At 44.8% G+C, this 25,847-nt stretch carries 20 protein-coding genes and 2 rRNA genes (1 of these 22 only partly in view); 4 read left to right on the top strand and 18 right to left on the bottom strand.

Annotated features, from left to right (window positions below; translation table 11 throughout):
- The 3 genes from CD004_RS04215 to CD004_RS04205 all read right to left on the bottom strand — a co-directional run.
- Positions 1-722 (bottom strand): 23S ribosomal RNA (locus CD004_RS04215) (it extends 2,213 nt beyond the left edge of the window).
- A gap of 206 nt (positions 723-928) precedes the next feature.
- Positions 929-2,478: ribosomal RNA gene (locus CD004_RS04210) — 16S ribosomal RNA — on the bottom strand.
- Together the 16S and 23S rRNA genes form the textbook arrangement of a ribosomal RNA operon.
- A gap of 319 nt (positions 2,479-2,797) precedes the next feature.
- Positions 2,798-3,673, bottom strand: a complete 876-nt coding sequence (locus tag CD004_RS04205; RefSeq protein WP_102261629.1) for a nucleotidyltransferase-like protein — start codon at positions 3,671-3,673, stop codon at positions 2,798-2,800.
- 158 nt (positions 3,674-3,831) lie between these two features.
- On the opposite strand from CD004_RS04205, the gene CD004_RS04200 reads away from it, so the two are divergent.
- Positions 3,832-4,182 (top strand): YgzB family protein, encoded by a 351-nt coding sequence (locus tag CD004_RS04200; RefSeq protein ID WP_102261628.1) that lies wholly within the window; start codon positions 3,832-3,834, stop codon positions 4,180-4,182.
- 72 nt (positions 4,183-4,254) lie between these two features.
- On the opposite strand, the gene perR is transcribed toward CD004_RS04200, so the two are convergent.
- From perR to CD004_RS04150, 10 genes are all read right to left on the bottom strand, one after another.
- The gene (gene perR, locus CD004_RS04195) at positions 4,255-4,698 is read right to left on the bottom strand and encodes a peroxide-responsive transcriptional repressor PerR (RefSeq protein WP_102261627.1); all 444 of its coding nucleotides are present in this window, start codon (positions 4,696-4,698) and stop codon (positions 4,255-4,257) included.
- Between the two features lie 121 nt (positions 4,699-4,819).
- Positions 4,820-5,371, bottom strand: coding sequence for a cob(I)yrinic acid a,c-diamide adenosyltransferase (locus CD004_RS04190; protein ID WP_102261626.1), 552 nt, complete (start codon positions 5,369-5,371; stop codon positions 4,820-4,822).
- Between the two features lie 3 nt (positions 5,372-5,374).
- A complete protein-coding gene (locus CD004_RS04185; protein WP_102261625.1) occupies positions 5,375-6,319 on the bottom strand; it encodes a D-2-hydroxyacid dehydrogenase in 945 nt (314 codons plus the stop codon).
- A gap of 215 nt (positions 6,320-6,534) precedes the next feature.
- Positions 6,535-7,398 carry a TetR/AcrR family transcriptional regulator gene (locus tag CD004_RS04180; protein WP_102261624.1) on the bottom strand — a complete coding sequence of 288 codons (864 nt, stop codon included), beginning with the start codon at positions 7,396-7,398 and terminating at the stop codon, positions 6,535-6,537.
- Positions 7,399-7,531: 133 nt separating this feature from the next.
- On the bottom strand, positions 7,532-7,999 hold the full coding sequence (gene bcp, locus CD004_RS04175; RefSeq protein WP_102261623.1) for a thioredoxin-dependent thiol peroxidase: 468 nt from the start codon (positions 7,997-7,999) through the stop codon (positions 7,532-7,534).
- Between the two features lie 81 nt (positions 8,000-8,080).
- Positions 8,081-8,485 (bottom strand): potassium channel family protein, encoded by a 405-nt coding sequence (locus CD004_RS04170; RefSeq protein ID WP_102264988.1) that lies wholly within the window; start codon positions 8,483-8,485, stop codon positions 8,081-8,083.
- A gap of 212 nt (positions 8,486-8,697) precedes the next feature.
- Positions 8,698-9,045: a hypothetical protein gene (locus tag CD004_RS04165; protein WP_102261622.1), complete on the bottom strand. Its 348-nt coding sequence runs from the start codon at positions 9,043-9,045 to the stop codon at positions 8,698-8,700.
- 83 nt (positions 9,046-9,128) lie between these two features.
- Entirely contained in the window at positions 9,129-9,914 is a 786-nt protein-coding gene (locus CD004_RS04160; protein ID WP_102261621.1) for an ABC transporter permease, read from the bottom strand.
- Positions 9,915-9,917: 3 nt separating this feature from the next.
- Positions 9,918-10,709 (bottom strand): ABC transporter permease, encoded by a 792-nt coding sequence (locus CD004_RS04155; protein WP_102261620.1) that lies wholly within the window; start codon positions 10,707-10,709, stop codon positions 9,918-9,920.
- On the bottom strand, positions 10,702-11,715 hold the full coding sequence (locus CD004_RS04150) for an ABC transporter ATP-binding protein (RefSeq protein ID WP_102261619.1): 1,014 nt from the start codon (positions 11,713-11,715) through the stop codon (positions 10,702-10,704). The genes CD004_RS04155 and CD004_RS04150 overlap by 8 nt, the downstream gene beginning before the upstream one ends.
- Before the next feature lie 434 nt (positions 11,716-12,149).
- On the opposite strand from CD004_RS04150, the gene CD004_RS04145 reads away from it, so the two are divergent.
- The 3 genes from CD004_RS04145 to CD004_RS04135 all read left to right on the top strand — a co-directional run bounded on the left by CD004_RS04145 (position 12,150) and on the right by CD004_RS04135 (position 19,729).
- Positions 12,150-13,445: a glutamate-1-semialdehyde 2,1-aminomutase gene (locus CD004_RS04145; RefSeq protein WP_102261618.1), complete on the top strand. Its 1,296-nt coding sequence runs from the start codon at positions 12,150-12,152 to the stop codon at positions 13,443-13,445.
- Between the two features lie 341 nt (positions 13,446-13,786).
- Positions 13,787-18,256, top strand: coding sequence for a glutamate synthase-related protein (locus CD004_RS04140; protein WP_102261617.1), 4,470 nt, complete (start codon positions 13,787-13,789; stop codon positions 18,254-18,256).
- 390 nt (positions 18,257-18,646) lie between these two features.
- On the top strand, positions 18,647-19,729 hold the full coding sequence (locus CD004_RS04135; protein ID WP_102261616.1) for an FUSC family protein: 1,083 nt from the start codon (positions 18,647-18,649) through the stop codon (positions 19,727-19,729).
- 46 nt (positions 19,730-19,775) lie between these two features.
- On the opposite strand, the gene CD004_RS04130 is transcribed toward CD004_RS04135, so the two are convergent.
- The 5 genes from CD004_RS04130 to CD004_RS04110 all read right to left on the bottom strand — a co-directional run bounded on the left by CD004_RS04130 (position 19,776) and on the right by CD004_RS04110 (position 25,579).
- Positions 19,776-20,675, bottom strand: a complete 900-nt coding sequence (locus CD004_RS04130; RefSeq protein ID WP_102261615.1) for an ABC transporter permease — start codon at positions 20,673-20,675, stop codon at positions 19,776-19,778.
- Between the two features lie 18 nt (positions 20,676-20,693).
- On the bottom strand, positions 20,694-21,698 hold the full coding sequence (locus CD004_RS04125) for an ABC transporter permease (RefSeq protein WP_102261614.1): 1,005 nt from the start codon (positions 21,696-21,698) through the stop codon (positions 20,694-20,696).
- Positions 21,699-21,911: 213 nt separating this feature from the next.
- Positions 21,912-23,513, bottom strand: coding sequence for an ABC transporter substrate-binding protein (locus tag CD004_RS04120; protein ID WP_102261613.1), 1,602 nt, complete (start codon positions 23,511-23,513; stop codon positions 21,912-21,914).
- Positions 23,514-23,625: 112 nt separating this feature from the next.
- Entirely contained in the window at positions 23,626-24,591 is a 966-nt protein-coding gene (locus CD004_RS04115) for an ABC transporter ATP-binding protein (protein ID WP_102261612.1), read from the bottom strand.
- On the bottom strand, positions 24,566-25,579 hold the full coding sequence (locus CD004_RS04110) for an ABC transporter ATP-binding protein (protein ID WP_102261611.1): 1,014 nt from the start codon (positions 25,577-25,579) through the stop codon (positions 24,566-24,568). The genes CD004_RS04115 and CD004_RS04110 overlap by 26 nt, the downstream gene beginning before the upstream one ends.
- Positions 25,580-25,847 lie beyond the last annotated feature (268 nt).

Here is a 25,847-nt window from a genome sequence, read left to right as displayed (position 1 = left end):
TCGGGTCTACGACCACATACTCATTCGCCCTATTCAGACTCGCTTTCGCTGCGGCTCCGTCTTCTCAACTTAACCTTGCATGTAATCGTAACTCGCCGGTTCATTCTACAAAAGGCACGCCATCACCCATTAACGGGCTCTGACTACTTGTAGGCACACGGTTTCAGGATCTCTTTCACTCCCCTTCCGGGGTGCTTTTCACCTTTCCCTCACGGTACTGGTTCACTATCGGTCACTAGGGAGTATTTAGCCTTGGGAGATGGTCCTCCCAGCTTCCGACGGGATTTCTCGTGTCCCGCCGTACTCAGGATCCACTCAGGAGGGAACGAAGTTTCAACTACAGGGTTTTTACCTTCTCTGACGGGCCTTTCCAGACCACTTCATCTACCCCGTTCCTTTGTAACTCCATGTTGAGTGTCCTACAACCCCAAGAGGCAAGCCTCTTGGTTTGGGCTATGTCCCGTTTCGCTCGCCGCTACTCAGGGAATCGCGTTTGCTTTCTCTTCCTCCGGGTACTTAGATGTTTCAGTTCCCCGGGTCTGCCTTCAATACCCTATGTATTCAGGTAAAGATACTGTTCCATTACGAACAGTGGGTTTCCCCATTCGGAAATCTCCGGATCAAAGCTTACTTACAGCTCCCCGAAGCATATCGGTGTTAGTCCCGTCCTTCATCGGCTCCTAGTGCCAAGGCATCCACCGTGCGCCCTTTCTAACTTAACCTAAAAGGTCATTTCTCTATTGAATAGAGAGAAAACTAAAATGGCGATCACTCGGTTTTTTCTTGGTTCTTCTTACTTACGATTATCTAGTTTTCAAGGAACAAAAAAGTCTTGAGGCAATTGCTCCCTCAAAACTAAACAAACAAGCAGTCAACATCATAGACCATAAGGTCTAAGTTCCGATTGCCTTTACGGCAATATCCTTAGAAAGGAGGTGATCCAGCCGCACCTTCCGATACGGCTACCTTGTTACGACTTCACCCCAATCATCTGTCCCACCTTAGGCGGCTGGCTCCAAAAGGTTACCCCACCGACTTCGGGTGTTACAAACTCTCGTGGTGTGACGGGCGGTGTGTACAAGGCCCGGGAACGTATTCACCGCGGCATGCTGATCCGCGATTACTAGCGATTCCGGCTTCATGCAGGCGAGTTGCAGCCTGCAATCCGAACTGAGAATGGATTTATGGGATTGGCTCGACCTCGCGGCTTCGCGACCCTTTGTTCCATCCATTGTAGCACGTGTGTAGCCCAGGTCATAAGGGGCATGATGATTTGACGTCATCCCCACCTTCCTCCGGTTTGTCACCGGCAGTCACCTTAGAGTGCCCAACTGAATGCTGGCAACTAAGATCAAGGGTTGCGCTCGTTGCGGGACTTAACCCAACATCTCACGACACGAGCTGACGACAACCATGCACCACCTGTCACTCTGTCCCCCGAAGGGGAACGCCCTATCTCTAGGGTTGTCAGAGGATGTCAAGACCTGGTAAGGTTCTTCGCGTTGCTTCGAATTAAACCACATGCTCCACCGCTTGTGCGGGCCCCCGTCAATTCCTTTGAGTTTCAGCCTTGCGGCCGTACTCCCCAGGCGGAGTGCTTAATGCGTTTGCTGCAGCACTAAAGGGCGGAAACCCTCTAACACTTAGCACTCATCGTTTACGGCGTGGACTACCAGGGTATCTAATCCTGTTCGCTCCCCACGCTTTCGCGCCTCAGCGTCAGTTACAGACCAGAGAGCCGCCTTCGCCACTGGTGTTCCTCCACATCTCTACGCATTTCACCGCTACACGTGGAATTCCGCTCTCCTCTTCTGCACTCAAGTTCCCCAGTTTCCAATGACCCTCCCCGGTTGAGCCGGGGGCTTTCACATCAGACTTAAGGAACCGCCTGCGCGCGCTTTACGCCCAATAATTCCGGACAACGCTTGCCACCTACGTATTACCGCGGCTGCTGGCACGTAGTTAGCCGTGGCTTTCTGGTCAGGTACCGTCAAGGTACCGGCAGTTACTCCGATACTTGTTCTTCCCTGACAACAGAACTTTACGACCCGAAGGCCTTCATCGTTCACGCGGCGTTGCTCCGTCAGACTTTCGTCCATTGCGGAAGATTCCCTACTGCTGCCTCCCGTAGGAGTCTGGGCCGTGTCTCAGTCCCAGTGTGGCCGATCACCCTCTCAGGTCGGCTACGCATCGTTGCCTTGGTGAGCCGTTACCTCACCAACTAGCTAATGCGCCGCGGGCCCATCTGTAAGTGACAGCCGAAACCGTCTTTCAGCTTTCCCTCATGTGAGGGAAAGGATTATCCGGTATTAGCTCCGGTTTCCCGAAGTTATCCCAGTCTTACAGGCAGGTTGCCCACGTGTTACTCACCCGTCCGCCGCTGATCTTCAAAAGCAAGCTAATGAAGATCCGCTCGACTTGCATGTATTAGGCACGCCGCCAGCGTTCGTCCTGAGCCAGGATCAAACTCTCCAAGAAAGAGTTATGAGTTAGCTCATAAAGTTAAAACGTTGGCTCATGTCTTCTTTAATAGAAGCATGATAAATTTATTGTTTGTTGACGCTTGTTTGTTTAGTTTTCAAAGAGCAAGTTAGTTAGCGTATCGCCCAGAAGCGACTTTACCAATATAACATCTGGTGTTTTTTCTGTCAACAACTTTTTCTGAAAAATGTTATCGACCGAAAAGTACTTTTAAATTTTCAACCGTCTGCCGCGAAAATGTTTTTGCTGTGTTCCGCAGCGACGGTTATTAATATACCAAGTAAATTTCAAATGGTCAATAGCTTTTTTTGTTTTTTTAGGATAATTTTTCTGCTGATTTATAATACCTGTGGAAAATACCTTGTCCTTTTGTTGCGACATTGACTACATCAAGGATTTTCTTTTCAATCAAATACTCCACAAGAATGCCAAGATCTACAGAGTAGGGAGCCAACTCAGGATGTGTCATCAATTCATTGAATGACCAGTATTCTTTACTCTCCATCACCTCAAGCAAATGCTGGCTGCCAACCTTGGTTCTTTTGTGGATCAAAAATTCACTGGCCAGGAATAATAGCTCCAGCCGCTTTTCAATGGACTCTTCACTGCAAATCAATTCTTCATATAACTTATATATTTCCGGTTCAATCTGTTTGACTTGATGCCACACTGTAATCTCTGGATGGAAGCCATTTTCGATTACCGCTAACCTTGCCAGGTGATGAAGCGAATGGACAACGTGATTATAAGCATCCAAATAATTAAAGTTGTCAAAGAGTACTTTTCCATCAGAATACCTTCTGATCAATTTAGCAAACTCGATGCCCATTTTTATTTTTCGGCCAAAGAAAGGAAACTCCCTGAGTTCATGCTTTAGGTTGGCAATCCGTTCATTCCTGTCAAAAACAATCTTCCCATTGTACAGCCAATCAAATATTTTTTTGTTATTGCCTATTAACAGCCAATCATTGATTTGTTTTTCTGTCACAATATGCATTGCTGCTTTTTTATCTTCATAAGAGTAATGTTTTACAAAGACAGGATCATTATTTTCTTTCACTATAATAAGTAGGATGACATCAAAAGTATCAGTGGCAGCGATGGCTTTTTGCCTCTTCTCAACCACCACTACTCCCACTGTATTAGGATGGCTTGCGCGTTCTTGATAAATCGAACGAAGGATATCCTCCATAATAAACTCCTCCATTTGTTTGTTAGCATATATGTTCGACAATTATATAAAATCTCCTGCATTTCCTCTAGACATTTTTCGACATTGGCTTAGACTTTTTTATGATTATCTTGCCGCAAATGGTATGATATAGTTAGATTTTAGGGAGGGAAATTCCAATGGCTAAGTATTCAAATAAAATTAATAAAATCCGCACGTTTGCGTTGAGCCTTATCTTTATCGGCTTCATCGTAATGTATGCAGGTATTTTCTTTCGGAACTCCCCATTGGTCATGACAATTTTCATGATCCTGGGATTGCTTTTCATTATAGCAAGCACGGTTGTTTATTTTTGGATTGGAATGTTATCGACAAAAACAGTTCAGGTAGTCTGTCCTAATTGCGGCAAGCATACCAAGATGCTTGGGCGGGTGGATATTTGCATGTATTGCAATGAACCTTTAACTCTTGACCCATCTCTTGAAGGCAAAGAGTTTGATGAACAATACAACCGTAAACAACAAAAATAGAACTCGGCGGAAGCCGAGTTCTTTTTAATTTCAAAAAAAGAAACTGATAGCTATTGCCATCAGCAGTTAGATTTAATGAACTTCCTTCGCAGAGCAATCCGGACAAGTACCGTAAATCTCCATTCTGTGGTTACCGACCTTAAAACCCGTTACATGGGAAGCCAAGTGTTCAACTTCGTCAAGGCCTGGGTAATGGAAATCAACGATCTTCCCGCAGTTGTCACAAATAACGTGATAATGGTGGGAAGTCACAAAGTCAAAACGACTTGATGCATCTCCATATGTCAATTCCTTTACCAAACCAACTTCACGGAATACTCTCAAATTGTTATAAACTGTCGCTACGCTCATATTAGGGAATTTCCCTTCAAGCGCTTTATATATTTCATCAGCTGTTGGGTGCGACATTGAGTTTATTAAAAATTCGAGTATCGCATGACGTTGCGGAGTAATACGGACTCCTGTATCCTTCAAGGTATCCAGGGCTTCTTTTAACTGACTCTGTACCACCGCCATGCACCTCACTTTACTTAAAATTATCATTCTTATTTTATAATATTTATAAATAGTGTACTAATTTCATTCCACTTTTGTCAATATTGCCACATCACAAACATTTACAATTGCTGTATTCGGGTTAATCTTGATGCAATGTCTGTTCCTTTGACCCCAGATGCATATTCACATATCTCGCCGCGACAAACAGGAAGTCAGATAGTCGATTCAAATAAGAAAGGACAAGTGGGCTAACTTCTTCTCCCAGTTCAACAGCCTGCCGTTCTGCACGTCTTGCAACAGTCCTCGCTACATGCAGCGCTGCTCCGGCCTGATGGCCTCCAGGGAGAATAAAGTTGGTCAATTGCGGAAGTGCTGCATCCCAGGCATCAATCTTGGTCTCTAGCTCTTCGATATCTTTTTCCTCAAGAGTCCACTTCACATTTTTTCCAGCTGGTGTAGCTAGTTCTGCACCGACATGAAACAATGCCGTTTGGATTTTATGGAACATTTCCTGCATTTCTTCTTTGCCGCTGAAATACTCTCCGTTCAAATAACTTAATGCCAGCCCAATCATTGAATTCGTTTCATCACATGTTCCGTAAGCTTCTACACGTTTATCATTCTTAGCTACCCTTGTTCCATAAATAAGAGAAGTTGTTCCTTTATCACCTGTCTTTGTATAGATCTTCATCTCCTAGTACCCCCTGTCCATGTCTATTACATTAAGATAATTCGAATCGTTTTTAATATATGTATGCAGATTATGTTTGAAAATTTCAAAAGATCTTGGCAGATAGTTTTTCGTAAGGCTTGAAATATGAGGCGTGACCGTTACATTCTCCATCATCCAGAATGGGTGGCTTGCTTTCAGTGGTTCCTCGTAAAACACATCCAAATAAGCATGTGCTATCTTTTTTTCCTGAAGTGCAGCTAATAAAACCTCATCCTTAACTAAATCCCCACGACCAATATTAATAAAAACTGCAGAATCCTTCATTAATTCAAAATCGCTAGCATCGAGAAAATGCTTTGTTTCGTTCGTGCTTGGCATTACAGAGACAATGAAATCCGCTTCCGGCAAGGCCTCTCGATAGTTGTCCATCGTAAATTTTTCGTCAGCCCATTCGGCTTCACGGCCACTTCGGTTCACACCAATTGTCTTCATATTGAATGCTTTTGCCAGTCGCGCCACTTCTCCGCCAATTGCCCCTATACCTAGAATGAGCAATGTCTTGCCGTATAATTCTCCCATCGGCAATTTACGCTCCCAAGACTCGGCTTGCTCATTAGTCCACAGGGACCGCATTTGCTTAACATGCTGGAGCATCATGCCGATTGTAAATTCAGCCATCGGAATTTTGTGGATACCCCTGACATTGGTAACAAAGATCCCACGCTTCTTGCAAGCCTCGAATGGCATTCTGTCCAATCCGGCAGACATGACCATGATCCACCTTAATTTATCAGTCTTGTAAATTAGTTCTTCAGTTAAATCCTCGCCATATGTAATGAAAATTTCTGCATCCAAAAATAATTCTTCCTTGATTCCTTTATGGAATTCAAAGCTGACTTGAGGAAATTCCTTCTTCACATCTTCCCGCAATACCTCTGCAGGCAGAATCGAGGAGTATATTTTCATTCAGACCAAACCTTTCGTTCTATTGTCATATTAATAATTGTATTAATTTTCACTTTATTAAACAACTTACAAGCCTATAAAAAATCATAAAAAAAGGCGGGCTGTTGTAGCCCGCTAAATCGTTTGAGGAGGTATGCCCTAATACAATGATATTCAGTTAGAGCTAAAATGAATGGACAGAAGCCTGTATTGAAAAAAATAGGCGGCTAATTTTATTATTTCAAACCGTAAAACTCTGCAATGGCCTCTCGGTAGGTGTCCAGCGATTGTTCAACCTTGAAGTTTGATAACATCCCCTGGATCACTGGAATCCGCGGCGATTCTCTTTCCACTTCACTTTCAAGCACCTCCAGCGAAATATTCAAATCTTCGTTATTTTCTAGATTGGAAATCGCATGTTTCATTTTTTTCAGGATCGTTTTAATATCCTGGCCATCCGAAAGGAAGTACGCCTTTGTTTTACTAATAAGATCTTTGACTTTCTCTTCGGAGGCTACAGGATTCTCTCCCTCCAGCCCATCCACTATTGAGTCGACTCTTCTCAAAATATATTCCACTAATTCATCAATCCTGAAGCCGTCCGGACTGAATAACAGCAGTTTCATATATGAGTTAAAAAACCCTTCAAGCATGAGAGCTAAGTCCCAAAGATGCGGTTCAGCTTTTTCTCCATAAATAGCGCGCAAACTCTTTTGATAATAAACTTGCGCTTCATAATACTTGCGGACCATCAATTCCTTTACCTCTTCATTCAAGGGAATTGCCTGTTCCCTTGATTGCATGATGATGAATTCTTTATGTTCAATCATCGTATTGAATAACGCTGTAAGCTGCAATGCAAATTTTTCTCTAGGAGACAGTTGTTCCTGTTCATACACTTCCAGCTTCTTTTCAATATAATCAAAGTAATATTCAAGGATTGCGATCAACAAAGCATCCTTGGATTTAAAGTATAAATAGAATGCCCCCTTGGAGATTCCGCTTTCTGAAACAATTTCCTGAATTGAGGTTGAGGCAAATCCTTTTGTCGCATAGAGCTTAATCGCAGCTTCAATAATTGCTTTTTCCTTTTCCTTCACCCTTAAGCCTCCTCAACATTTAAAAAAATACGAAAGAATGACTGACTGGTCATAGTTTTATTATCCTATCCTATTATAGCTTATAACTAACTCCAATTCAGCAAAAAGACAGCCTCTCCTGGCTGTCCTCAAATTAAAGGTTTTCTTTTATATATTCGAGGGCCTCTTCAACATGACCTTTCACTTTTACTTTTCGCCATTCCTTAACGAGATTGCCATTCTTATCAATGATGAAGGTTGAACGTTCAATCCCCATGTATTCCTTGCCAAAGTTCTTTTTTAGCTTCCAAACTTCGTAATCCTCGGCAGTTTTATGATCCTCATCAGCCAAAAGCAGGAAAGGCAAACCATGTTTTTCAATGAATTTTTCATGTCGATTGATTGGGTCCGGACTGACACCAAGAACGACAGCATTCACTCCTTCAAAACTCTCATGATGATCCCTGAAATCACACGCTTCCGTTGTGCAGCCAGGAGTCATATCCTTCGGGTAAAAATAAAGTACAACATTATTCCCTGCAAAGTCAGATAGTTTGACTGTTTCACCATTGCTGGCCGGCAGTTTAAATTCCGGGGCTTTTTCTCCAATTACTAATGCCATTATGTATCCCTCCAAAATCAGATCTATTTAGCTTTAGCGTATCTAATTTTGCGATGGAATACAAATCAAAGGAATGAGTTATCATCGTTTTTGGTCAAACATGGCCCTCGTTACAAAGGCGGCTGGAATCGTGTAGCCAATAAGTGCTTCTAAAACGGCGATCGCCCGCCCCACACCAACTGGGGCGATATCCCCGTATCCAACTGAAAAAAGTGTAATTGCACTAAAATACATGCTCGTGGACATTCTTTCATATGAAGAGGTGCTCGGTCGCATACTTATATCAGAAAGTACCCATATCCCTCTCAAGTCAAGCAGATAATACAGAAGTCCAAAACCAGCCATGACCGTTGCATAAATCAGCGCAAGTGTAACAAAATTCTCGAATGAAACCTGTTTGCCTTTTATTTTATGTGGAATGAACAGTGTCCGCAAACTTAATAAAATCGCCACTATAATTAAAACGATCGATATATAAAACTGCATTTCCCCAGCCTCATTTCCCGTATCTCTCCTCCCTTCAACTATACGCTCGTAAAAATAGGAGTATGCAAGCAAGTCCGATTCGTATGATGCAAACAAATGTAATTTGCAGAAAGGCAGTATCAGCCCAATACTTCTTCTGACAACTTTTCTCCTTTCACACCCAAACCTGCCTGAAGTTGCCCTTTCTTCTGACAGCTTTCCTCCTTCCAAGCCTAAACCTGTCCGAAGTTCCCCCTTCTTCTGACAGTTTTTCTCCTTTCACACTCGAACCTGTCTGAAGTTGCCCCTTCTTCTGACAGCTTTTCTCCTTTCACATCTAAATCTGTCCGAAGTTGCCCCCTTCTTCTGACAGCTGTTCTCCTTCCACACCCAAACCTGTCTGAAGTCGCCCCTTCTTCTGACAGCTTCTCTCCTTTCACACTCGAACCTGTCCGAAGTCGCCCCTTCTTCTGACAGCTTCTCTCCTTCCACACCCAAACCTGTCTGAAGTTACTCTCACTTCTGACAGCTTTTCTCCTTCCACACCCAAACCTGTCTGAAGTTGCCCCTTCTTCTGACAACTTTTCCCCTTCCAAGCTAAACCTGTCTGAACCAACACAAAAAGACCGCAGCACGTTTTTGGCTGCGGTCTTACTGATTATATTCAGTTCCCGGCTCCGCGGTACCTTTTTACACCTTCATTCCAGATAAAGACAGACAGACCGAAAAATACAAGCCCGATCACTGGTGTCAAAAACGAGTAACCGTACCACTCATCGCGGCCTAGGAAGTAAGCGGCCGGATAGACTCCAACAAAGGCGAATGGCAAGATCCAGGTAAGTACAAACCGGATTGCCTTGTTATAAATATCTACTGGATAACGTCCGTAGTTGCCGATATTGTACATCATCGGCATGATGGAGGTCCGAGCATCGGCCCAGAAGCTGATGCAGGCAATCATCACAAATATGCCGGCGTAAACAAGAACACCACCCATAACAAATAAAACAAACAAGAAAGGATCTGACCAGCTAACATCAAGACCGAGGCGGCTTCCGGCATAAAACATGACGGCCAGCCCAGTCATTGCCCCAAACAATGATTCGAGTTCCATCCGCTCAAGGATAATCTGGAACAGGCTATGAATCGGTCTTGTCAGGATCCTGTCAAGCTCCCCTTTTACAATATACCGCTCATTGAAATCCCAGATGTTGAAGAATGATGAAAAGAGCGCATACGGCACAAGGAAGAATCCGTAAATAAAGATAATTTCATCACGGCTCCAGCCGTTAAGGAATTCGGTATGGTCAAAGACTACCAGGATAAAAATCAGGTTGACAGCCTGGAACAATAAATCTGAAAAAATCTCAACGATCAAATCAGCCCGGTATTCGAGCCTTGTCTTCATATACTGGGCGACATATTGGAAAAACATGCTGATGTAGAACATTCGTCACCCTCCCTGTATAATTAACTGTTTTTTCGCAATGACCCAAAGTATCTGAGTCGGGACGACCAAGATTAACACCCATGCACCCTGCAGCATGAGTCCTTCAACTGCCTCGCTGCCTGTGAAGCCATTTGTAAAAATCATGCTAGGAATATAGCTAATCCCCTGGAATGGCAGGAACCCCATAATTTCCTGGGCCCAGCCTGGAAAAAAGCTGATCGGAAGCAACAATCCCGAAAACAGGTCAATCAGGACACGCTTGGCCCGGATAAGGCCCGTATTATTATATAGAAAGAAAGTGGTGATTCCTGTAAGCAGGTTCAATTGTGTGTTGATGAGAAAGCTAAGCACAATCGAAATCGCGAACAGCGCCCATGTCATGGCATCCGCTGAAAACTCCATAGGGAAAATCAGGGCGACGATGACCATGCCTGGCACCGAGAAAAAGAACAGCCTGAAAATCCCTTCTCCCAGTCCCTGCATCGTTTTCATACCGAGATAGCTGTATGGTCTGATCAATTCAACGGCTACCTTGCCCTCCTTGATCTCCGTCGCCATTTCCCGGTCGATATTGTTGAAATAAAACGCCCTTGCCATCCAGGCAACCGCCACATATGTCGTCATTTGGATAGCACTCAAGCCTTCAATTTCACTTTTCTCGCCGTAAATCGCATTCCAGAGAAAGTAGTAGGCTCCGATATTGATGCTGTAAATCAAGATTCCCGTATAATAATTAGTCCTGTAAGCAAGCATCATTAAAAAACGGATGCGGATCATTTCGATATATTTATCCATGCGGTGTCATCCCTTTATCATAGATATTGCGGATGATTTCTTCTGTGGACGGCTCGTTGATTTTCACGTCCCTGACCTTATAAGCAGCAACCGTACGGGCGATCACCTGGGATACCGTTTCCTCATCATCCCCTGTCACCGCAGTATATACCTGTTTCCTTTCATCCAGCTCCCATTTTATATCAAGGTCACCAGTCAATGTTTCTAGCCGATTGAGTTCAGCTTTTTCAAGGAATTCAAAGCTGATTTCCTTTCCTTCTCCCCATCTTTCCTTCAGGCTTTTCAGCGCACCATCATAAATGATATTTCCTTCATCAAGCATAACGACTCGCTCGCATAATGCTTCGATATCAGTCAGGTCATGGGTCGTAAGCAGGATTGTCGTATTGTACTTTTCATTGATTTCCTTCAGAAACTCCCTGATTTTCAATTTGACAAGCACATCCAAACCAATCGTCGGCTCATCAAGGAACAGCAGCGGCGGATTATGGATCAGTGCGGCCGCAAGTTCACAGCGCATCCTCTGTCCAAGAGAAAGCTTCCGTACCGGCTTATCAAGCAAAGGTTCAAGGTCAAGTGTTTTGATGACATGATCCATATGCTCGTTATACTGGGCGTCTGAAACTTTATATACTTTTTTCAGCAGGCGAAAAGATTCCTGGACCGCAATGTCCCACCAGAGCTGGGAACGCTGCCCGAACACGACGCCAATTGTCTGCACGAATCTTTCTCTTTCCTTATGGGGATTCATGCCATTGACGATGACACTCCCTGAAGTTGGGGTCAGGATCCCGGTCAGCATCTTGATTGTCGTCGATTTCCCGGCCCCATTTTCACCGATGTAACCGACCATCTCTCCCTGTTTGACAGTAAAATTGATATCGTTCACTGCAGGAACGATTTTATAATTACGTGTAAAAAGATCACGGAAGGCTCCCGATAATCCGGAACGGCTAGAATAAGCCTTGAATTCCTTCCGCAATCCGTTCACTTCAATCGCGTTCATGTATATTTCCTCCTTTGGTCACTCAAACAGTTTAGCCAATCCTCCTGGGTAAAACAAATGCTATGCCTGATTACTTTTTCATCATCGTAGATAGTTTGTATGTCTGATTTTCATTTGCAAAACGTGGATAGTTTGTATGTCTGATTCCCTTTTGCAAGTCGTGAATTGTTTGTAAGCTTGATTCCCTTTTGCAAGTAGCGAATAGTTTGTATGCCTGATTCCCTTTTGCAAGTCGTGAATAGTTTGTAAGCCTGATTACCGTTTGCTTGGTTGTGGATAGTTTAACCACAAAAAGAAAGAATGTTGAATGACCAAGGATTTGCTAATTCAAACAAAGCTTCTTTTTCGCTGGAAATGAACGAAAAGTGAAACAATCTGTAAAAAACAGAAATAATGATAAAATAGAAAAGCAGTTACATATAGGAGGTTTTACGATGCAAAGAACGAATTCTGAGCGAATACATACTGAAGCTCTTGAACATATCGTAGGCGGTGTCAATAGTCCATCCCGTTCTTACAAGGCGGTCGGCGGCGGAGCCCCTATCGTGATGGAGCGTGCCCAGGGCGCATACTTCTGGGATGTGGACGGCAATCAATATATCGATTATTTAGCAGCATACGGCCCGATCATTACCGGACATGCTCACCCACATATTACAGAAGCAATCAAAAGGGCCGCTGAGACTGGTGTCCTTTACGGAACACCGACTCCACATGAAGTCAAATTCGCCAAGATGCTGAAGGAAGCAATGCCGGCTCTTGATAAAGTGCGCTTTGTCAACTCTGGGACAGAGGCAGTGATGACGACGATTCGTGTGGCACGTGCCTACACAGGGCGGGATAAAATCATCAAATTCGCGGGCTGTTATCATGGCCATTCTGATCTGGTACTAGTTGCGGCGGGCTCTGGACCATCTACTCTTGGAACTCCAGACTCAGCGGGTGTCCCAAAAAGCATCGCCCAAGAAGTCATCACCGTACCATTCAACGATATTGAACCTTTTAAGAAAGCTCTTGAAAAATGGGGCGACCAGATCGCGGCAGTACTTGTGGAACCGATTGTCGGCAACTTTGGAATCGTCGAGCCTAAACCCGGCTTTTTAGAAGAAGTGAAGGAGCTTACCCATCAGGCTGGTTCGCTGATCATTTTTGATGAAGTCATCACTGCTTTCCGCTTTATGTATGGCGGGGCTCAGGACATGCTGGGTATCACTCCAGATTTGACGGCTATGGGCAAAATCATTGGCGGTGGCCTGCCGATCGGTGCTTACGGCGGACGAGCCGAAGTCATGGAGAAGGTTGCACCACTTGGGCCTGCTTATCAGGCTGGAACGATGGCTGGAAACCCGGCTTCCATTCTTTCAGGCATCGCTTGCCTTGAGGTCCTAAAACAGGATGGTGTCTATGAGTATCTTGACCAGCTCGGCGCGATGCTCGAGGAAGGGATCACAGCTTCAGCTAGCAAGCACGGCATTCCTATTACGATTAATCGCCTGAAAGGTGCATTAACCATATACTTTACAACCGAAAAAATCGAGAACTATGAGCAGGCAGAGAACACTGATGGTGAAATGTTCGCACGGTTCTTCAATCTGATGCTTGAGCAAGGAATCAACCTCGCACCTTCAAAATATGAAGCTTGGTTCGTGACCATCGCCCACTCCCAGGAAGATATCGAAGCAACCCTGCACGCAGTTGATCAGGCATTTTATTCAATGGCCAATGAATAAATATACAGATTTTTATACATAACAGGTACCAACTCGGTGCCTGTTATTTTTTTAACCTTAAATGAAACCGTTTACATTTCAAGGCGTATTTTATTCCTTTCTTCACTTCTGTAATAATCCTCCATCCAAATTAATGTATAATTAATTGATTTCTGAAAATTCTTATGATATGATTGCAATTAATATTTTAAAATTCGCCATTCAAGTGGCCGCTTAAAATCCCTGCTTTAAATTCCCGTCTTAGAGTTACACCCTCATGTACCAAGCTATCAAACAACAGATCATAGATTATTTTTTCAGGAGGTGAAACGGCTTAAAAGACCCTTTATAAGCCGATTTTTATGACAACACAATGGAACCCTTCCCAATTTAGAGAATTTTCAAGATTTGAACACGATGCGTGCGGTATTGTTGCCAGCATTGAAAAAAAGAAAACCCCTACCCGCGAGAATATTTTCCACTGTATCAATGGCCTGGTCACGATGAACCACCGCGCTGGTTTTATCAATGGCGAGGGCGACGGTGTTGGAGTGCACATCGACATTCCACGCGCTCTCTGGAAGGAAAAGCTTTCAGCAGCGGGTGCAGATGTTAATGCCGTCAATAAAGAGAACTTTGTGGTCGGACATGTTTTTATCACAAGGACCGAGCAGGCAAAAGCAATTCAGGAAAAGCTTGAGGCAAAGCTTGCAGAACAGAATATGGAGCTGATTTTTTCATCGATCGATGTTACTGACTCCGGAGCGCTCGGCCCGATTGCGATTCAGGAGAATCCTGTATTCTGGCAGTTCGCAAGCCTTGCAAACGAAGAAGGTCAGGATCTTTCTAGCAAATTATTTAATATGATTGTAGATTTCGAGAAAAACGATCAGGTTCATGTCGCCTCCCTTAGCCAATACCATGCAGTTTATAAGGTAATGGGTGCAGGAGACATCCTTCCGAAATACTATCATGACCTGGCCAGCCCGCTCGTTGCATCCACAATGACACTTGGACACAACCGCTATTCAACTAATACTCTATCAAGCTTTTTCCGTGTCCAGCCGTTCAGCGTCCTAGGCCATAACGGTGAAATCAATACAATTGCAAGACTTCGCGACGAAGCGCGCATGGTCAATGTTCCGCTCGTAAAAGACGGCAGTGACTCACAGGACCTTAGCCGTACACTTGAAACGTTTATTTGTCGTGACGGATATTCCTTGTTTGAGGCAATGGACATGATGTTCCCGCCGATCATCAACGAAATAAAAGCTTATCCGGAACATTTGCAAGATTTATATACTTATATACGCGAAGCATGGGGCCATTTTGCCCAAGGACCTGCAGGCATCATTTCACGCTTTGCTGATGAAGCAGTATTTAGTGTAGACGCATTAGGCCTGCGCCCACTATGGATGGTAGAAACAGAAAGTTCATACCTGTTTTCATCAGAGCCGGGAATTATCCCTTCAACTGAGTACACAGGTGACCCGAAACCTCTAGCACCAGGCGAGAAGGTTGGCCTGAAGTGGAACGGGGATACAGTTGAAGTGTTTGAAATGGACCAATTCCAGAGTGAAGTTTACAAGCGTTTTGCAGAGCGCCTTGCTTTCCAGGAAGCCCGCCATCGCTTAGGCGGTCCACTGCTTGGCAAAACGGTTACAATGACATATCCGGATAAGATTCATAACGGACAATATAAAGCATTTGGTTGGGAGCGTGACCATGTCCAGCTCGTCGAACAGATGGCTGAAAAAGGCGCAGAACCAATCCGTTCGCTCGGACACGATGCCCCGCTTGCCGCTATGAATCCGGAACGCAAGAATATCGCTGATTTTATAAAAGAAAGTGTTGCCGTCGTAACGAATCCAGCAATAGACCGCGATCGTGAAGCTGAACATTTCTCAACACGGACCGTTCTTGGAAAACGCCCTTCCCTTTTCGGCAAGTCGGGAACAGGGAAAGTAGTAGAATTGCTCACGCCTCTGCTTGTTGAAGGAAAGGCAGGCTACGAGGTTTCACAGGAAACTGGGCAGCCAAGCATGGATCAGGTTATCCAGTGCTACCAGGATGATAAACTTGCAGCATACCTGGAAACGGTTTTCCACAATGATGAAACTGTTAAAGAAGCACTTGAAAGGCTTGCTGGTGAAGCAATTGCTGCTGTTAAGGCTGGCAAAACATTGCTTGTTCTTGATGACGCAATGGCCCACCAGGAAAACGCATTGTGGCTTGATCCGCACCTTGTCGTTTCGGCGATCGACCAGGCTCTTGTAAAAGAAGGCTTACGCCGCGACTGCTCTCTCTTGCTGCGTTCCGCTTCATTAAGATCACTGCATGACATCATTGTAGCGCTTGGTCTGGGTGCAGACGCAGTCAGCCCTTACTATATGTTCATGACTGTGCTTGATGAATCCGTCAAGCCGCTTGTTAATCTATACAGCGCCTTGACGAAGGGCCTTGAAAAAGTCATTTCTACTATTGGTATCCATGAATTGCGAGGGTACGGACGTTTATTCTCGAGCATTGGCCTAAACGATGAAGTAGCAGATTATTTAGTGATCGTGAACTTCTTTGGTTCCAATGAACTTGCATACAATTTCGAAACAATGAAAGAAGATGCATTGAAAAGAGCAGAAGATTTCCAGAACGAAAAAGAGCGGATCGGCAAAACATTCCACCTCTTCCCTCGTATCTGGAAAGCAATTGGCGAGGTGGCCTCCACAGGAGATTACAGCGTTTATCGTGAAAAAATTACTGAACAGGAAGAAAACAATCCAACTACGATCCGTCATTTAACTGGATTGAAGAAGGCAGAGACTGGAGTGTCAGCTGAAGAAGTCGAGATTGGTGTAGGCGATCACAGCCTGCCGTTCGTCATCGCATCGATGTCGTTCGGATCACAAAACGAAATTGCGTTCCGTGCCTACGCTGAAGGTGCCGACCGCCTGAACATGGTCAGCATGAACGGCGAGGGCGGCGAAATAAAAGATATGCTTGGAAAGTACCCGCGCACCCGCGGCCAGCAGGTTGCTTCCGGACGTTTCGGCGTGAATGCTGAATTGCTGAACTCCTCCAACCTACTCGAAATAAAGATTGGCCAGGGCGCGAAGCCTGGTGAAGGCGGACACCTTCCTGGGTCGAAGGTTACTGCTAAAATTGCAGAAGCAAGGAATGCGACAATTGGGTCGGATTTGATTTCACCATCAAATAATCATGATATTTACTCAATCGAAGACCTTGCGCAAATGATCCATGAACTTAAGACAGCCAACGACCAGGCCCGCGTTGCCGTTAAGGTCCCTGTCGTTCCGAATATCGGTACGATTGCTGTTGGCATCGCAAAAGCAGGTGCAGACATCATCACCTTGAGCGGCTTCGACGGCGGTACTGGTGCTGCCCGTATCCATGCTCTTCAATATGTTGGTCTCCCGGCTGAGATCGGAATCAAAGCCGCACATAACGCCCTTCTAGAAGCAGGATTGCGCGACAATGTCGAGCTTTGGGCTGACGGCGGCGTAAAGAGCGCAATGGATGTTATTAAATACATGCTGCTTGGAGCAAACCGCGTCGGCTTCGGGACACTGTCCATGCTTGCGATCGGCTGTACGACTTGCCGCGGCTGCCATCTTGACACATGCCATGTCGGTATCGCGACGCAAATCGATTCAGAGGCACAAGCAAAGGAACATGGACTGCGCCGTTTCGTACCGCGCCAGTTCGACCTTGCCGTCCAGGGCATCATGAATCTGTTCACTGCGTTTGGTACCGAGCTTAAATCCCTCGCTGCATCCGCAGGCATCAAAAACCTGCAGGAAGCAGTCGGGCGCTCAGATTTGCTGGAACAAATCAAAGGAAACGATCTGCTTGACTTGACATATTTACTGAAGCCTCTAGAAATCAGCCAGATTGGCCACCAAAAAGAAGCTGCTGCTACGATGGCTTCTGCCCAGCTCCAGGTAGCAGCTGGTGCAGAGTATCTTGATTCCGTGGATGAAGAGCTTCATCAGTCACGAGAATTCCAGGCAGTCACTGCTGAACAGCGAGTACTTGCGAGCAGGGTTTCCTGCCATAGGGTACGCGGAAGATTGGATGGATCTTACCGTAAGCTGGAACCAGTCTCACTCCGTTACAAAGGTTCGATCCTCGGAAATGGACTGGGTGCTTACAACACGGACGGCATCAACATTGAAATTGATGGCGGCAGCCAGGACGGAGTCGGAAAGACTTCATTCGGCGGTACGATTTTAATCGCAAAATCGCCTGGCAAGGACGGCGGATTCTACAATGGTTCTGTCGGAAAAGGATTTGGCTATGGTGCCCAGAAAGGCTTGCTCGTAGCTCAGGGCAATGCAGATGCACGTGCTGGAATCCGTTTATCAGGAGCAGATATGATCATCGGCGGCCTTGTGAAAAAGCCGATTCCTGAAAAAGAATTCGGCAATATCGGAACAAACGCTAATATCAAAGGCTTCGCTTTTGAATATATGACCAACGGCCGCGGACTTGTTCTCGGCGATCCAGGACCTTGGATTTGCGCAGGCATGACAGGCGGTGTCGTTTACCTGAGACACCAGCCGGAGATGGGACTGACACAAGAAGCCATCGCCCGCCGAGTCGCCAAAGGCGCCAAGGTTTCCATCGAGACGCTATCATCAAAAGGCATCGAGGATGTAAAAGAATTACTGGCCAACTACATTGAAATGGTTAAAAACCATGGCCAGGAAAGCGAAGCTGCTGACCTCGCCCTTCTATTGGAACATCCTGAAGATCACTTCATCCAAGTAGTTCCTGTTAAAGAGCAGGCAGACCCAGCAGTATCAACAGAATGATATAAAAAGATGGCTCCGTTTGAGAAACGGGGCCATTTGTTTTTTCATGCATACCTTTCGTGGATTTAGTCTTATTCTTATTAAGGAATATCACATCGATTTTCAGAAATATATTTCGTTTTTAAGGAATATATCCACTTTTTAAGGAATATCCTTCACTATTTCAGGAATATCTCTCATTATTTAGGAATAAGTGATTTTATAGAATACCATTCTAATAGACTTGTAACCACTTACATTTAAAACAGGCTTGTTTTTCGATAAATTGTCGCTTGAACTTATTGGATTTCCGTTGTATAGTACATAATTGTTTAGTTTTGAACAAAATGGTTTAAAGTATTAATTAATGAATGAGATAATCCGTCTCTGAATGAAAGGAATTCACTTCCCATGAAACTTGGTGCCCGCATACTGAAAACGGGAATTGCCATTACACTTGCCTTATTTTTATCGCATATTTTTGATCTTCCATCACCGGTATTTGCCGGGATTGCGGCGATTTTTGCCCTGCAGCCAACTGTATACCGCTCTTATCAATCGATTATTGAACATATCCAGGGCAATCTGATCGGAGCCGCTACCGCTGTCTTATTCGTTATGGCTTTCGGCAACAGCATTTTCATCATCGGCCTTGCCGCGGTTCTTGTCATCACTTTAAACCTTAAGCTGAAGCTGGAAAACACAATATCGCTTTCCCTAGTAACATTGATTGCGATTATGGAGACACCAGGTGACGAATTCATCCAGTTTGCGCTGATCCGTTTCTCGACAATCATGCTTGGGGTTGTATCGGCATTCATTGTCAACCTCGTGTTCCTGCCGCCAAAGTATGAAAATAAGCTGTATTATAAGAGTTCTATTTTATCAGAGGAAATTACGAAGTGGATCAGGCTGAGCACGCGTCACGCTTCCGAGCACCAGCTCCTGAAGGCAGATATCGAGAAACTACGCGAGGCTATCATCAAGCTGGATCAGTTATATATGATGTATAAGGAAGAACGAGATTATTTTAAAAATAATCCACTTGCCAAATCACGTAAGCTTGTTATCTACAGACAGATGATCAACACAGTAAAAAAATCTCTAGAGACATTAAAAAGGCTTCACCGCTATGAAAATGAATTCAACCAGCTTCCAGTTGAGTTTCAGGAAGTCATCCAGCAACAGCTTGATTGCCTCATTAACCATCATGAGCAGGTGATGCTTAAGTACGTTGGCAAAGTAAGGCCTGAAGCATCCTATATTGAGGGTGAAGTCTGCCTGAACAAAGAGCAGCTGTTTGAATTATTTTTAGCGCAAAGAAATGAACTGGCTCAAACGAATAGTCAAATGCTCTATCATGTCATGCAGCTCGTATCGATCATCATGGAATACGGCGAGCAGGTCGAGCACCTGGATACCCTCGTAACCAGCTTCCAGTCCTACCATAAAGATGATAGCAATGTAACGATTGAACAAAATACAGAAATTTAAAAGCAGCTGGGTTATCAGCTGCTTTTTTTCTTACCCATATATCAAGTTAACTTTTCATTCTAGGATCCAATGCATCTCTGAGTCCATCGCCCATTAGGTTGAAGCCCAATACGGTCAGCATGATTGCCAGACCTGGGAAAATCATGGTCCACGGTGCCTGGATCATGAACTGCTTAGCGTCAGCAAGCATCTTGCCCCATTCCGGATTCGGCGCCTCAGCTCCAAGGCCGAGGAATCCAAGAGCGGCAGCTTCAATGATAGCCGTGGCAATCGCCAGTGTTCCCTGGACGATGATTGGTGCCATACTGTTTGGAAGAATGTGCTGGAACAAGATCCTGCTGTCTTTCATCCCAACAGCCTTGGCGGCCATAATGTATTCCTCTTCTTTTACACTTAGGACCCTTGAACGAATCAACCTCCCGAAGTTCGGAATATTGATGATAGCAATCGCAATCAACGCATTTCGTAGTGAAGGCCCTAGAACAGCAACAATCGCGATGGCCAGAAGAATACTTGGAAAAGCGAGCATAATATCAAATATCCTTGAAATGATTGTATCGACCCATCTGCCATAGTATCCAGCAAGAATTCCCAACAGACAGCCGACAACGATTGAACCCATTACCGCAAAGGTGCCTACCCATAAAGAAATCCTAGCACCATATATAACTCTCGATAAGATATCTCGTCCAAAATCATCCGTGCCAAGCCAGTGGTCAGCTGAAGGAGCCTGAAGACGAACCTCCATTTTCTGATCATTGATCCCTTCTGGCGCGATCAAAGGTGCGAAAACTGCCAGCAAGATAAAAAACAAGACGATGGCTGTTCCAACGAGAGCCAATTTATTCTTCTTGAAACTATACCATGCTTCTGCCCAGGGAGACGCCACTTTTTCCTCTACCTGCACGGTTGGCGGCTGAATTTGTTTTTGAGTTGAAATCTCCATCTGCTCTCTCCCCTTCCATCAACGGTATTTGATCCTTGGATCAATTGCTGCATAAAGTAAATCAACTACTAGATTGATAAGTACAAAGATCAGGGCAATAATCAGGATTCCGGACTGGATAACAGGATAATCACGATAATTGATTGCCTCGTAAATATATCGTCCAATACCCGGCCAACTGAAGATTGTCTCAGTCAGGATCGCCCCGCCAAGTAATAGTCCTGTCTGCAAGCCTATGATAGTCAACACAGGGATGATAGCATTTTTAAGGGAGTGCTTATAAACAACCCAGAACATGCTCAAACCCTTTGCCCTTGCAGTCCTGATAAAATCAGACCTCATCACCTCTAGCATTGTAGAGCGAGTAATCCTCGCAATGATAGCCATCGGAATTGTCGCCAGCGCCATTGCCGGCAGCACCAGATGCTTCAGGACCTCGACAAATTGGTCAGTACGTCCCTGAATCAGGGTATCAATGATATAAAAGTTCGTGATCGCATCGACTGGATTCCGCACTTCTTCACGCCCTGAAGTCGGGAGGATATCAAGGTTGATGGCAAACAGCCACTGTTCCATCAAACCTAGCCAGAAAATTGGCATTGATACACCGATAAGCGCAAAGACCATTGCGCCGTAATCAAACCAGGAATTTTGGAACCATGCACTGACGATTCCTGCGTTTACTCCAATGACAATCGCTATTAACATTGCAACAAATGACAATTCCATCGTCGCTGCAAGATATGGCCAGATTTCACTGCTGATCGCTGACTTTGTCCTTAGGGACTCTCCTAAATCACCCGTCAGCAGACCTCCAAGATATGTAAAATATTGTACATACCAAGGCTGGTCAAGCCCCAGCTCTCTTGTTAAATCTGCGATCGCATCTTTAGTGGCCAGCTGCCCGAGAATGACTTGGGCGGGATCGCCAGGGATTGCTCTGATCATAAAAAATACAATAAGTGAAAGACCCAATAGTACAGGAATTAGTGAAAAAATCCTTCTGACAGAATAGGCAAACACCTTCCCACCTCTTTTCTTGATGAAAAGCGTAAGCGCCTTGGTCAGCCCCGACAAGCGCTGGAGGGCCGACCGGTGAAGTCGTTCTTTGACTTCATTGGGCGGACCGAAGCGTCTCGAGGGGCTAGGCGCTGGAGCTAGACATTACTTAAATTGATTAGTTTTATTTTTCAAAAGAAAAGGGAGAATGCATATGTTCTCCCTTTTCCTGATGCATTATTTTTTGAATTCAACCGTTGCAAGCAGGTCAGATCCTGTTGGATGTGCCTTGAAGCCAGTAACGTCTGCTCTTCCTGCAAGGGCAGGCTCAGAGTGGACAAGCGGAATCCAAGGAGCATCTTCTTTAATTAACAATTGAGCTTCTTTATACAGTTTTTCACGTTCAGCCTGGTCATTTGTAGACTGAGCCTTAATGAACAGATCATGTACTTCCTGGTTAGCGTAGCGTGCGTAGTTATTGCTGTCGATATTATCCTGGTCTAAAAGGACATACAGGAAGTTATCAGCGTCACCATTGTCACCAGTCCAGCCAAGCAAGAATGTATCTGCTTCACCCATACGTGCTTTTTCTAGATATGTTGCCCACTCATAAGAAACGATTTTTGCTTTTACGCCAACCTCAGCAAAATCTTTCTGAAGTGCTTCAGCAACTTTCTTTCCATCAGGCATATACGGTCTTGCAACAGGCATTGCCCATAGTTCCATTTCAAAACCCTCTTCAAATCCAGCTTCCTTTAGAAGCTCCTTTGCTTTCTCAGGGTTATATTCATAGCCTTCAACTTCGTCATTATAACCTGCTACCGATTTCGGCATTGGGTTTTTCGCAGGCTCAGCAGCGCCAGCATAGAAAGCATCGATGAGGGCTTGCTTATTAACTGCATAGTTCAATGCCTGACGAACCTTTTTGTCTTTCATCGGCCCGCGCTCGTTGTTCAATCCAAGGTAAGCAACGTTCAAAGATGGACGGTAGAATGTTTGCAGGTCTGCATTACCTTCAATGGCTTCAACATCACTGAAATTCACACCGTCGATAATGTCAACTTCACCAGTATTCAATGCATTCAAACGTGCAGAGTTTTCAGGGATCACGCGGAAAATGACTTCATCAAGCTTCGGAAGACCTTCTTCCCAATAATCTTCGTTTTTCACAAGAGTTACCCTGTCGTTACGCTTCCATTCCTTGAATTTGAATGGTCCAGTACCTACTGGGTTTTCAATAAATTTATCACCGTGCTTTTCGATCGCAGCAGGGCTTGCGATACCAAATGGAGACATGGCAAGGTTTTTGTAGAATGGAGCAAGAATACGGTTCAATGTGAATTCAACTGTATGCTCATCCACTGCCTTAACTTCCTTGATTACATCGCCAAATTGGGAGTTATAGTAGTAGAATTGTTCTTTATTGCCGGCCTTCCAGCGCTCGAAGTTGAATACGACAGCTTCAGCGTTGAAATCAGTGCCGTCATGGAATTTGACACCTTTACGAAGTTTAAGCGTATGCTTCAAACCATCTTCGGATTCTTCCCAGCTTTCAGCAAGGCCAGGATGGATTTCTGTATCCTGCTCACCGAACTCGATGAGAGTTTCGTAGATGTTCTTTGTTACTTTGAAAGCTTCCCCTTCAGTAGTTACAGCTGGATCAAGCGATGTAGAATCGCCGCCGCGGCCAAATACAAGAGTTCCGCCAGACGATGAACCGCCGTCAGAACCAGACTCCCCGCCCGTTTTCTTACCGCCGGATTCATTATTACAGCCGGCAAGCCCTAGGCTAAGGATAAGGATAAAAGCAAAAAACATTAATCCAAAACGCCTTTTCATATTCTTCCCCCTTGTTTTTTCGGACTGGTTTTATATATCCAGTCCACAATATCTATCATCTATGCTGTTTATCCTGCACACATTCCTATCTGGAATAAGATTCTAATCCAAATTAATAAAGGTGGCAGGCAGCAAAATGACCAGGCTCAATTTCCTTCAATACAGGTCTATCAGTCTTGCAGATATCCATACATTCCTTGCATCTTGTATGGAAGGCACATCCCTGCGGCGGATTCGCCGGGCTAGGAATATCCCCTGTCAGCAGCTCCTGTTCCCTTTTCACATCAGGATCAGGGATCGGTACCGCTGAAAGCAAGGCCCTCGTATACGGATGGAGCGGTTTCTCATACAACTTATCGGCTTCAGTGATCTCTACGAGTCTTCCTAAATACATGACTCCAACCCTGTCACTGATATGCCTTACAACTCCAAGGTCGTGTGCTATGAATATATAAGTCAACTGGAATTCCTTCTGCAGGTCCTCCAGAAGATTCAATACTTGTGATTGAATGGAAACATCGAGTGCGGATACAGGTTCATCAGCTATGATCAGCTTCGGTTTTGTCATCAGCGCCCGGGCAATCCCAATTCGCTGCCGCTGTCCGCCGCTGAACTGGTGTGGATACCTTTTTGCATGGTAGCTGCTGAGGCCTACTACCTCAAGCATTTCCTTGACCCTTTGCTTGCGTTCCTTCTTAGTGCCGATTCCATGGACAATCAAAGGTTCCTCAAGGATTTTTTCTACTGTATGCCTTGGGTTCAGTGATGCAAACGGGTCCTGGAAGACCATTTGCATATCCTTACGCGCCTTCCGCATATCGTTGTCCGAGAGAGTGACAAGATCCCTTCCTTCAAAAACGACTTGCCCTTCTGTCGGATCGATCAGCCGCATAAGCATTCTTCCTGTAGTTGATTTGCCGCATCCTGACTCGCCAACAAGTCCAAGTGTTTCACCCTTGTTCACCCAAAAGCTGATATCATCGACAGCTTTCACAGCACCCGTCTGTTTACCAAGGATACCGCCAGTAATAGGAAAATATTTTTTTAACCCATCAACTTTTAACAGTACTTCTGTCATTGGCTACTCCCTCCTTCTCATGCAGCAGGCAGCGAACGGTATGGCCTGGCCTGCCAGTTTCATAGAGTTCAGGATCTTCACTCAGGCATCTGTCCATGACAAATTCGCATCTAGCGGCGAACCTGCAGCCAACCTTAATCGAACCTGGCTTCGGGACGTTGCCAGGAATAGAGTATAAGCGCTCCTGTTTATCTCTGATATCAGGAATTGATTTAAGTAATCCGAGAGTATAAGGGTGCTTCGGATTCTTGAAGATATCCTCTACAAGCCCTTCCTCTACGATTTTTCCGGCATACATAACAACGACACGCTGGCAAACCTCTGCGACAACTCCAAGGTCATGGGTGATCATGATAATCGCCGTATCAAGCTTTACGTTCAGGTCCTTCATCAACGCCAGAATCTGCGCCTGGATGGTCACATCAAGAGCCGTTGTCGGTTCATCAGCAATCAGCACCCGCGGGTGACAGCTCAAAGCCATCGCAATCATCACCCTCTGCCTCATTCCACCAGATAGCTGATGAGGATATTCCTTGATGATTTGTTCTGCTCTTGGCAGTCCGACAAGCTTCAGCATCTCCACAGCCTGCTGATAAGCAGCCTTTTTCCCCAGCTTCTTATGTATTTTCAAAGCCTCCACGAGCTGTTCACCAATTGTGAATAATGGGTTCAACGACGTCATCGGTTCCTGGAAAATCATCGCGATATCATTTCCGCGGATTTCCCGCATTCTTCTTTCCGAAGCGTGTACCAGGTCTTCACCATTGAGAAGGATCTCGCCACCAGCAATTTTTCCCGGAGGCTGGGGAATCAGCTTCATGATTGATAAGGAAGTAACGCTTTTTCCGCTGCCCGATTCTCCTACTATCCCAAGGATTTCTCCTTTGTTAACCGAAAAGCTGACATCATCTACTGCTGGAATCTCACCATCTTTAGTAATAAATGATGTCTTTAAATTTTTCACATCTAAAACCGGAGCATGTACCACTTTTCTACTCCTTTCTATTACCGAAATATTATTGTTGAATAAAAATGACTTATGTCTGTGTAAAACATTTTATATTAAATGCACCGAGATAGTCCACTGATTTTTCTTAATTATTTAAATATAATAATAATTTAGAATAGTTTTAGGCACTTGGTACTATTTGTATGTCAAAAGCTGATAAATTATGACACTTTAGGAATATGAAAAATTACTTGTAGTTAAGTTTTGTTTGTAAAAAAATCCCCGGGTTTTATTCGGGGATTGGTTT

It is taken from the genome of Mesobacillus jeotgali (assembly GCF_002874535.1).
Lineage (GTDB): Bacteria > Bacillota > Bacilli > Bacillales > Cytobacillaceae > Mesobacillus > Mesobacillus jeotgali.
This window is presented reverse-complemented; position numbering and strand designations above follow the sequence as displayed.

What these genes read in the sequence shown, in the direction of transcription:
- CD004_RS04205 (WP_102261629.1), bottom strand. Translation starts at nt 3,673, where the DNA reads ATGGAGGATATCCTTCGTTCGATTTATCAAGAACGCGCAAGCCATCCT.
- CD004_RS04200 (WP_102261628.1), top strand. Translation starts at nt 3,832, where the DNA reads ATGGCTAAGTATTCAAATAAAATTAATAAAATCCGCACGTTTGCGTTG.
- perR (WP_102261627.1), bottom strand. Translation starts at nt 4,698, where the DNA reads ATGGCGGTGGTACAGAGTCAGTTAAAAGAAGCCCTGGATACCTTGAAG.
- CD004_RS04190 (WP_102261626.1), bottom strand. Translation starts at nt 5,371, where the DNA reads ATGAAGATCTATACAAAGACAGGTGATAAAGGAACAACTTCTCTTATT.
- CD004_RS04185 (WP_102261625.1), bottom strand. Translation starts at nt 6,319, where the DNA reads ATGAAAATATACTCCTCGATTCTGCCTGCAGAGGTATTGCGGGAAGAT.
- bcp (WP_102261623.1), bottom strand. Translation starts at nt 7,999, where the DNA reads ATGGCATTAGTAATTGGAGAAAAAGCCCCGGAATTTAAACTGCCGGCC.
- CD004_RS04170 (WP_102264988.1), bottom strand. Translation starts at nt 8,485, where the DNA reads ATGCAGTTTTATATATCGATCGTTTTAATTATAGTGGCGATTTTATTA.
- CD004_RS04160 (WP_102261621.1), bottom strand. Translation starts at nt 9,914, where the DNA reads ATGTTCTACATCAGCATGTTTTTCCAATATGTCGCCCAGTATATGAAG.
- CD004_RS04155 (WP_102261620.1), bottom strand. Translation starts at nt 10,709, where the DNA reads ATGGATAAATATATCGAAATGATCCGCATCCGTTTTTTAATGATGCTT.
- CD004_RS04150 (WP_102261619.1), bottom strand. Translation starts at nt 11,715, where the DNA reads ATGAACGCGATTGAAGTGAACGGATTGCGGAAGGAATTCAAGGCTTAT.
- CD004_RS04145 (WP_102261618.1), top strand. Translation starts at nt 12,150, where the DNA reads ATGCAAAGAACGAATTCTGAGCGAATACATACTGAAGCTCTTGAACAT.
- CD004_RS04140 (WP_102261617.1), top strand. Translation starts at nt 13,787, where the DNA reads ATGACAACACAATGGAACCCTTCCCAATTTAGAGAATTTTCAAGATTT.
- CD004_RS04135 (WP_102261616.1), top strand. Translation starts at nt 18,647, where the DNA reads ATGAAACTTGGTGCCCGCATACTGAAAACGGGAATTGCCATTACACTT.
- CD004_RS04130 (WP_102261615.1), bottom strand. Translation starts at nt 20,675, where the DNA reads ATGGAGATTTCAACTCAAAAACAAATTCAGCCGCCAACCGTGCAGGTA.
- CD004_RS04120 (WP_102261613.1), bottom strand. Translation starts at nt 23,513, where the DNA reads ATGAAAAGGCGTTTTGGATTAATGTTTTTTGCTTTTATCCTTATCCTT.
- CD004_RS04115 (WP_102261612.1), bottom strand. Translation starts at nt 24,591, where the DNA reads ATGACAGAAGTACTGTTAAAAGTTGATGGGTTAAAAAAATATTTTCCT.